The organism is Pseudoxanthomonas sp. 3HH-4, assembly GCF_006716465.1.
Classification (GTDB): Bacteria; Pseudomonadota; Gammaproteobacteria; order Xanthomonadales; family Xanthomonadaceae; genus Pseudoxanthomonas_A.
This window is the reverse complement of sequence record NZ_VFPB01000009.1, coordinates 1-6,068: the sequence shown is the minus strand read 5'-3', so window position 1 is coordinate 6,068 and position 6,068 is coordinate 1. Positions and strand designations below refer to the sequence as shown.

Here is a 6,068-nt window from a genome sequence, read left to right as displayed (position 1 = left end):
TGCAGCTGGGGCGGCTTTAGGAGTGGTCCTAGAGCGCGCCAACAATTCATTCAAGCCGAACCCGCTTCGCGGGTCGGCTTAATTCCGGTGTTAGGGCTCATGAAAAGCATATGCTTCGCCGCCCTGCTAACAACCAGCACCGCGGCAGTCGACGGATACGAGCCTGCGGTTTGGTCTTCCAATCCACGCATGCTCGCCTGCTCCCCGGGCAGCCTTCGAGCCTCTCAACCATTGGTGCTTTCTTTGGGCGCTGGACACGGGCGTGAGCTGGCCATCCGGCGTGTGTCCGACAACTCGTGGTACTTCCTCGTAGTGGGCTTACCTCCGGAAGGGGAACCGCAACTGATGACCCCAGGAGAGTTCGCCTCGGTCTCTCGTGTCGAGGTGCCAGCATCTTTCAAGGGCCGCGCTTCGGTCGATGGGCCGCTTGAGCGGATCTTCAGTCGTGCGGGATCTTACGAGGCATATGTGTCTGATAACCTCGAATCCGAGGAGGGTGGCTACGTGTGCAGCTTCAAGTACATCGGCATGAGCCCTAACAGTTCATTCAAGCCGAACCCGCTTCGCGGGTCGGCTTAATTCCGGTGTTAGGCCTCTTAAAGCGCATGACCACATTCCTTTCAGAGTCCGAGCTAGTGGCTGCCCTTGATCATCACGATGGGTTGGTGCGGCTGTGCGCTGACGGGACTTTGTCGTTCTGGGACTTCTGCGCGGCGTACGACAACTTCTATTGGGTGTATGCCCTAGATGGCCATGAGTCTGATCCTGCTGGTCTAGCGGTGCTGGACAAGTTCGCAGCTCGCATTGCTCCACACCGAGAACTGGCCGAGACCGTCCTGGCCCATGTCTGCTCCGACACCGACGCGGACAAGGGTAGCTACGGTAGGACGGGCCGCTTTGGACCCGAGGAGGCTATAGTTCAGCTTAAGCTTGTCGCCGCTGGCCTGCCGCGTGCCGAGGCCTAACAATTCATTCAAGCCGAACCCGCTTCGCGGGTCGGCTTAATTCCGGTGTTAGGGCCCATGAGAAAGTTCATCGCGTTCTTGCTTCTAATCATTGCAGCGCCTGCCTCTGCGGGTACGTGGGGCGTCGGGCACTTTGACAACGATCAGTCGCTGGACACTGCTTCAACCTGGGCAGAGTCTGGCACCGTCGACACGGTTCGAGAGGCGCTTCGCTTAGCTATCGCTGCCGGATACCTGGAGTCTTCGGACGCTGAGGACGCGCTCGTAGCTGCTGAGGTCGTAGCTGCGTCCTTGGGCAAGCCCAACAAGGACCTTCCGACAGATCTAGCCGCATGGATACAACGCCAACCTTCGGATCAGCTGCGCGCACTGGCGCCACAGGCACTCGCCGCGGTAAAGCGTGTACGCGGCCCGCGCGACTCCGAACTCTATGAGTTATGGGCTGACCAGGGTGCCGAAGAATGGTTAGCCCAGATGGATGATCTCGTTTCCCGGCTAGGTCCCGCAGTAGATCGGCATGGGCCCTAACAGTTCATTCAAGCCGAACCCGCTTCGCGGGTCGGCTTAATTCCGGTGTTAGAGCTCACTAGAATGTTCAGGCGACTGCCAAAAGCAAGAGAAAAGTACGTCTCACTTGAACGCGCGGCCGATACACTGCGCCTCGATATGAGTCAGCTCAGTCAGTTCTTAGTCACTGGCCAACTTCTCGCCTCGATTGTCTATCACAAGCCGTTCGACTACCGCGAGCAACGAGACGTCACACTTTCCGACGGTTCTACGGCTGTGCACACCAAGACCAGCCGCGCTGAATTTAGGTTCATTGCACCGGGCCATGAGTATGCGCAGCTGGTGTACCTTCATCGAGAAGACACAGCAAGAATTCTTCTCAATCGATCAACTAACCGAGAGATGCTCGTAGCTCGTCTTTTCTACGATTCAACAATCACGCCAAAACACGGCATTGGTCTCCTCGGAGAGTCAGCCATTGCGATCTTACCTAGCGACCTAGTAATTTCTTCTGAGGAGTTGGGGCGGTTCGCTAAGGCTGCAAAAATACGTATCAGGTCAGCCCCTGCGAGCTCAATAGATCTACCACAGAAACCTTGGTATGACAGGCCAATCGGCAGAACATGGCTCGCCATCATCGGCACTGTCGTTGCGGGGCTCGTCATCATGAGATTCAAGGGTGAGCTCTAACAATTCATTCAAGCCGAACCCGCTTCGCGGGTCGGCTTAATTCCGGTGTTAGGCCACATGGACATTTCTACCGCAACCGCAGTCATAACCGCCGCAATCGCGGCGCTCGTCGCTTTCATCACGCTTCGGCAGTGGCTCACGGATCGAGCGCGCCTTAAACACGAGTTGTTTGATCGACGCTACGTAATCTACGAGACAATATCCGCGTTTCCTGCCAATATCTTGATCGCAGGTACAGTTGCGCCGGGAGCAGACATCGAGTTCCTGAGAGAGACAAAACTTGCTTACTTTGCATTCGGCTGTGACAAAGCCGTCAAAGATGTCGTAGATCGTCTTTATAAGCTCGCCGTTAACCTTCATGCCCTTCAAGCGGATTTCCCAGGCTTGACTGGCTCAGCACGCACTGAGAATCTTGATCGCCAAACACAGATCAAGAAAGATCTCGCGCAAGTCTCGCAATCGCTTCCAAGCGTCTTCACCAAATTCCTACGGCTAGGTCACTAGCTAGTGGCCTAACAGTTCATTCAAGCCGAACCCGCTTCGCGGGTCGGCTTAATTCCGGTGTTATACGGCAGGGCGGAATCAGATCTGTTTTTGCTTGGGCAAGGTCTGACATCACTGCGCGCCGCTTTTACCGGGCGCTTCAGCGGAGGGGTTTCAGGTAGCAGGCATGGCCAGGCCGGACGCTACGCATTGCCGGCATCCGGACCGCTGCCGCATAACTAGTCGTTCAACCGGAACCCGCATCGGGGCCCGCGTCGTCGGCAGAGATCCGGCTATCATCGGCTTCGGAGCGGACCCATGGCGGGTCCGGTCAACTCTGGTGTTAGGGGGCTTGGGTAGTGTCGTCGCTAAAACCACTAAAGTCCGTAGCGCACAACATTTGCCACCAGTTTGCGAGCACATTGAACTACTGGGGCAGCGACTACGGCATCAATCATCTGGCCCGATCGGTCGTTAGCGCCGGCAACCTTGTCACGATAGATCTCCTCGCTGGCACATCAAGCCCTGAACTCTTTGGTGAGGGAGCGCATGCCCCTCAGCAGCTTGCCCAAGCACTCCCACAACTTCTTGTGACGGAAGGCTTCGCCGCCGACTTGCTTGCCAGGGCTACCGCTACATACCGGTTCCGCGGTTCATTGCCCGAACCAGGAGGGTCCGCGGCGTACGATTGTCGAGTAGAGTTCACAACAACCGGGGGCCGCTCTTACCCAGTCGAGCTTTCAGAGCTCAACGCTCCGTAGGCGCCCCCTAACAATTCATTCAAGCCGAACCCGCTTCGCGGGTCGGCTTAATTCCGGTGTTAGCGCCCTATGATCCAAATCCGGCCGTTTGATCTGCTGGCGATCAATGAAAATGGTCGCTACTACTACTGCCTAGCACTATCAGATCAGATTATGGCCGGCGGCCAGCTTGTTTATGCTTTTTACTACACGAGCGAGTCAGTTGTTACCGCAGGCGTACTGCTGAGCGATCACCCGCAAGGGTTCCACCGCATCGTCGACTTCATTGCGGCCAAGCGCTCTGGCTCCTTGACACGGATTGCTGCAAAGGTCACTGCTACTCATCTCGACAACGTGCAGTTCTTCCGGCAAGACGGGCCAACTTTTGGTCTCGACCGCACTTGGGCAATTTGGGATCGAGAGGGCTCCCTCGTCCGACGTCCCGTCGAGCTAACTGTTGACGAGTGGTCGTACCCCATTTTTGTCTGTTCCTTGCACAGTAGTATGTGTGAGCAGATTGATCAGCGCTGGCACCCATCACATGACAGAGCGGGCGCTAACAATTCATTCAAGCCGAACCCGCTTCGCGGGTCGGCTTAATTCTGGTGTTAGAGGGCTAATGACAGAATCTATGCAAGTCGAGCCAAGAGCGACTCGGATCGACACCGGACACGGTCCAGACCGGACCGTCTCGGTGAGATCCATTGAGTCCCACTCGGGCGGCGTGCGTATCTTCTTGGAGTCTGAGCAGTGGAGCGCTCAAGCCATTTTCCGCTCCGCTTGTGGTTACCGCGTTCTTTCGGAGCTCGACCTTACCGAGTTCTGGTCAAAGCTTTCGCTGAAAGATGGCTGGCTTTTTGAGGTTCAATCCGGAGGTTGGCTGGACCTCGAGCTTAGTCGACCCCACTTCACCTCGGGTCGTCTGTATGAGCTGCGTGAGTACCTAGTCGTGGGGGTGAGTGATTGCGTGTCTATCCTGGCCCAACTTCCGCCAGAGATCACCGACACGCACTCTAACAATTCATTCAAGCCGAACCCGCTTTGCGGGTCGGCTTAATTCTGGCGTTAGGCCTCAGGGGGAGGTATGCCAAAGATCTTCAGGAACGGATTCTGCTTTGCGGCCTTGGCGTTGGCCTTTAGCTGGCTCTTGCTCGCTGAGAGTTCGCCTGCGCATGATTGGATCCTTGTGCATCCGCTTGCCTCCAACCTCGCCATGGCGGCTAACTTACCCGCCTACTTGGTAGCGGTTCTTGTCTCAGGTAACGTCCATGCGCCAGGCACCGCGTTGGTCAATAGCGCAATGGCTGTGCAGTGGATCCTTGTTGGCCAGCTGTTCGCGTGGGGCTACTCCCGGCTGAGGCCTAACAATTCATTCAAGCCGAACCCGCTTCGCGGGTCGGCTTAATTCCGGTTTTAGGCATCAATTGAACTACATCCGCTTCTCAGTACAAGAGCGAGATGGTGACTCCGGTCATGCTACTGGGATTCTTGTTGCCGGACATACTCTCCGCGATGATGGAGACTTAGACCCACAAGAACATCAGCGACTACGTGAGGTCCTCGCTTGGTTCAATGAGTACCTGATGCTCCCGGAAGGCATGGAGACTCGATCTACACGTCGTGCAATATCATGGTTCAAGCCGGAGGCAGTCGAGTTCATTCGTAAGATGTGGGAGCTAAAGAGCTTGCTTGAGCTTCATGGGCATCACGTAAACGTTCTTAAAACCACGGAGCCCGGCACCGTAATCTACGAGGACGATGAGCAAGTAGTCGCTGTCCCGCCACGGGGCGTTAGGTTCTAGGACTTGATGCCTAACAATTCATTCAAGCCGAACCCGCTTCGCGGGTCGGCTTAATTCCGGTGTTAGGTGCCATGGACCGCATCCTCGCAGACATAGAGAAGAGCTTTGGTGGCTTGCACGCCTATCCACCTCTCTCACTCCGCGGCGGAAACGCCCTGGATGATCACGAGCGCGCGCCCGCATTTGACCCGGTGATAGACAAGACCACGCCCGAGTATTTTGAGAAAAATTTCTGGGGCATTGCGCACCTCGACAGTGAATCCTGGCGCTTCTATTTGCCGTACTTTCTCAAGTACGCACTCCTAAACATCTCAGACCCCTCGTCCAATGCACTGGATGCGTTCTTGTTTTCGCTCCGGCCACCTGATCGAGACCCGCCGCGCTTCGGCTGCCTCTCAACAGCACAGGAGCAAGCGGTTGTGGCAGTTCTAGATAAGCTCGCATTCTCAGAGGAGTCCGAATGGCAGGATCCCGCTATGATCGCGCTTGAGGAGTACTGGGCGCCCGGGGCCACCTACAGGTGAGCTGGCTGGCACCTAACAATTCATTCAAGCCGAACCCGCTTCGCGGGTCGGCTTAATTCCGGTGTTAGGCCCAAGATCATTTCCCCGTGAAGTACAAGCTCATCAAATCCATGGCGCATAACTGGAGCCACTCCTTCATGAGTGGCATGAACTACGTTAATGGCGACTTCGTGTTTGAGGACATGTACCAGCTCGCCCGTGACCGGAAGGGCGAAAAGGTTACAGTCACGTGGATCCCGGAGCGCCCGGAGGAGCTTTCGTTTCTCACTCCCCGCATTCGGGAGTCGCTTACGCACTATCGGAAGGCTCTGCCCGAGCACCTGAGTCGGCACAGCGTCGAGACTTCTGCAATATCAG

Annotated in this window: 5 protein-coding genes; all 5 read left to right on the top strand. The window is 56.3% G+C overall.

What is annotated here, in order from left to right:
• The first annotated feature begins 1,556 nt into the window (after nucleotides 1-1,556).
• A complete protein-coding gene (locus FB548_RS18615; RefSeq protein ID WP_142126308.1) occupies nucleotides 1,557-2,162 on the top strand; it encodes a hypothetical protein in 606 nt (201 codons plus the stop codon).
• 57 nt (nucleotides 2,163-2,219) lie between these two features.
• Nucleotides 2,220-2,666 carry a hypothetical protein gene (locus FB548_RS18610; protein WP_142126307.1) on the top strand — a complete coding sequence of 149 codons (447 nt, stop codon included), beginning with the start codon at nucleotides 2,220-2,222 and terminating at the stop codon, nucleotides 2,664-2,666.
• Nucleotides 2,667-3,475: 809 nt separating this feature from the next.
• Nucleotides 3,476-3,985: a hypothetical protein gene (locus tag FB548_RS18605; protein ID WP_142126306.1), complete on the top strand. Its 510-nt coding sequence runs from the start codon at nucleotides 3,476-3,478 to the stop codon at nucleotides 3,983-3,985.
• A 1,273-nt stretch (nucleotides 3,986-5,258) separates the two neighbouring features.
• Nucleotides 5,259-5,711 carry a DUF6714 family protein gene (locus FB548_RS18600; RefSeq protein WP_142126305.1) on the top strand — a complete coding sequence of 151 codons (453 nt, stop codon included), beginning with the start codon at nucleotides 5,259-5,261 and terminating at the stop codon, nucleotides 5,709-5,711.
• Nucleotides 5,712-5,797: 86 nt separating this feature from the next.
• Nucleotides 5,798-6,068: hypothetical protein (locus FB548_RS18595; RefSeq protein ID WP_142126304.1), on the top strand; the 271-nt coding region annotated here is incomplete at its 3' end.

Bases quoted from the DNA above. Each gene is read 5' to 3' on its own strand.
- FB548_RS18600 (WP_142126305.1), top strand. From the start codon at position 5,259: ATGGACCGCATCCTCGCAGACATAGAGAAGAGCTTTGGTGGCTTGCAC.
- FB548_RS18615 (WP_142126308.1), top strand. From the start codon at position 1,557: ATGTTCAGGCGACTGCCAAAAGCAAGAGAAAAGTACGTCTCACTTGAA.
- FB548_RS18610 (WP_142126307.1), top strand. From the start codon at position 2,220: ATGGACATTTCTACCGCAACCGCAGTCATAACCGCCGCAATCGCGGCG.
- FB548_RS18605 (WP_142126306.1), top strand. From the start codon at position 3,476: ATGATCCAAATCCGGCCGTTTGATCTGCTGGCGATCAATGAAAATGGT.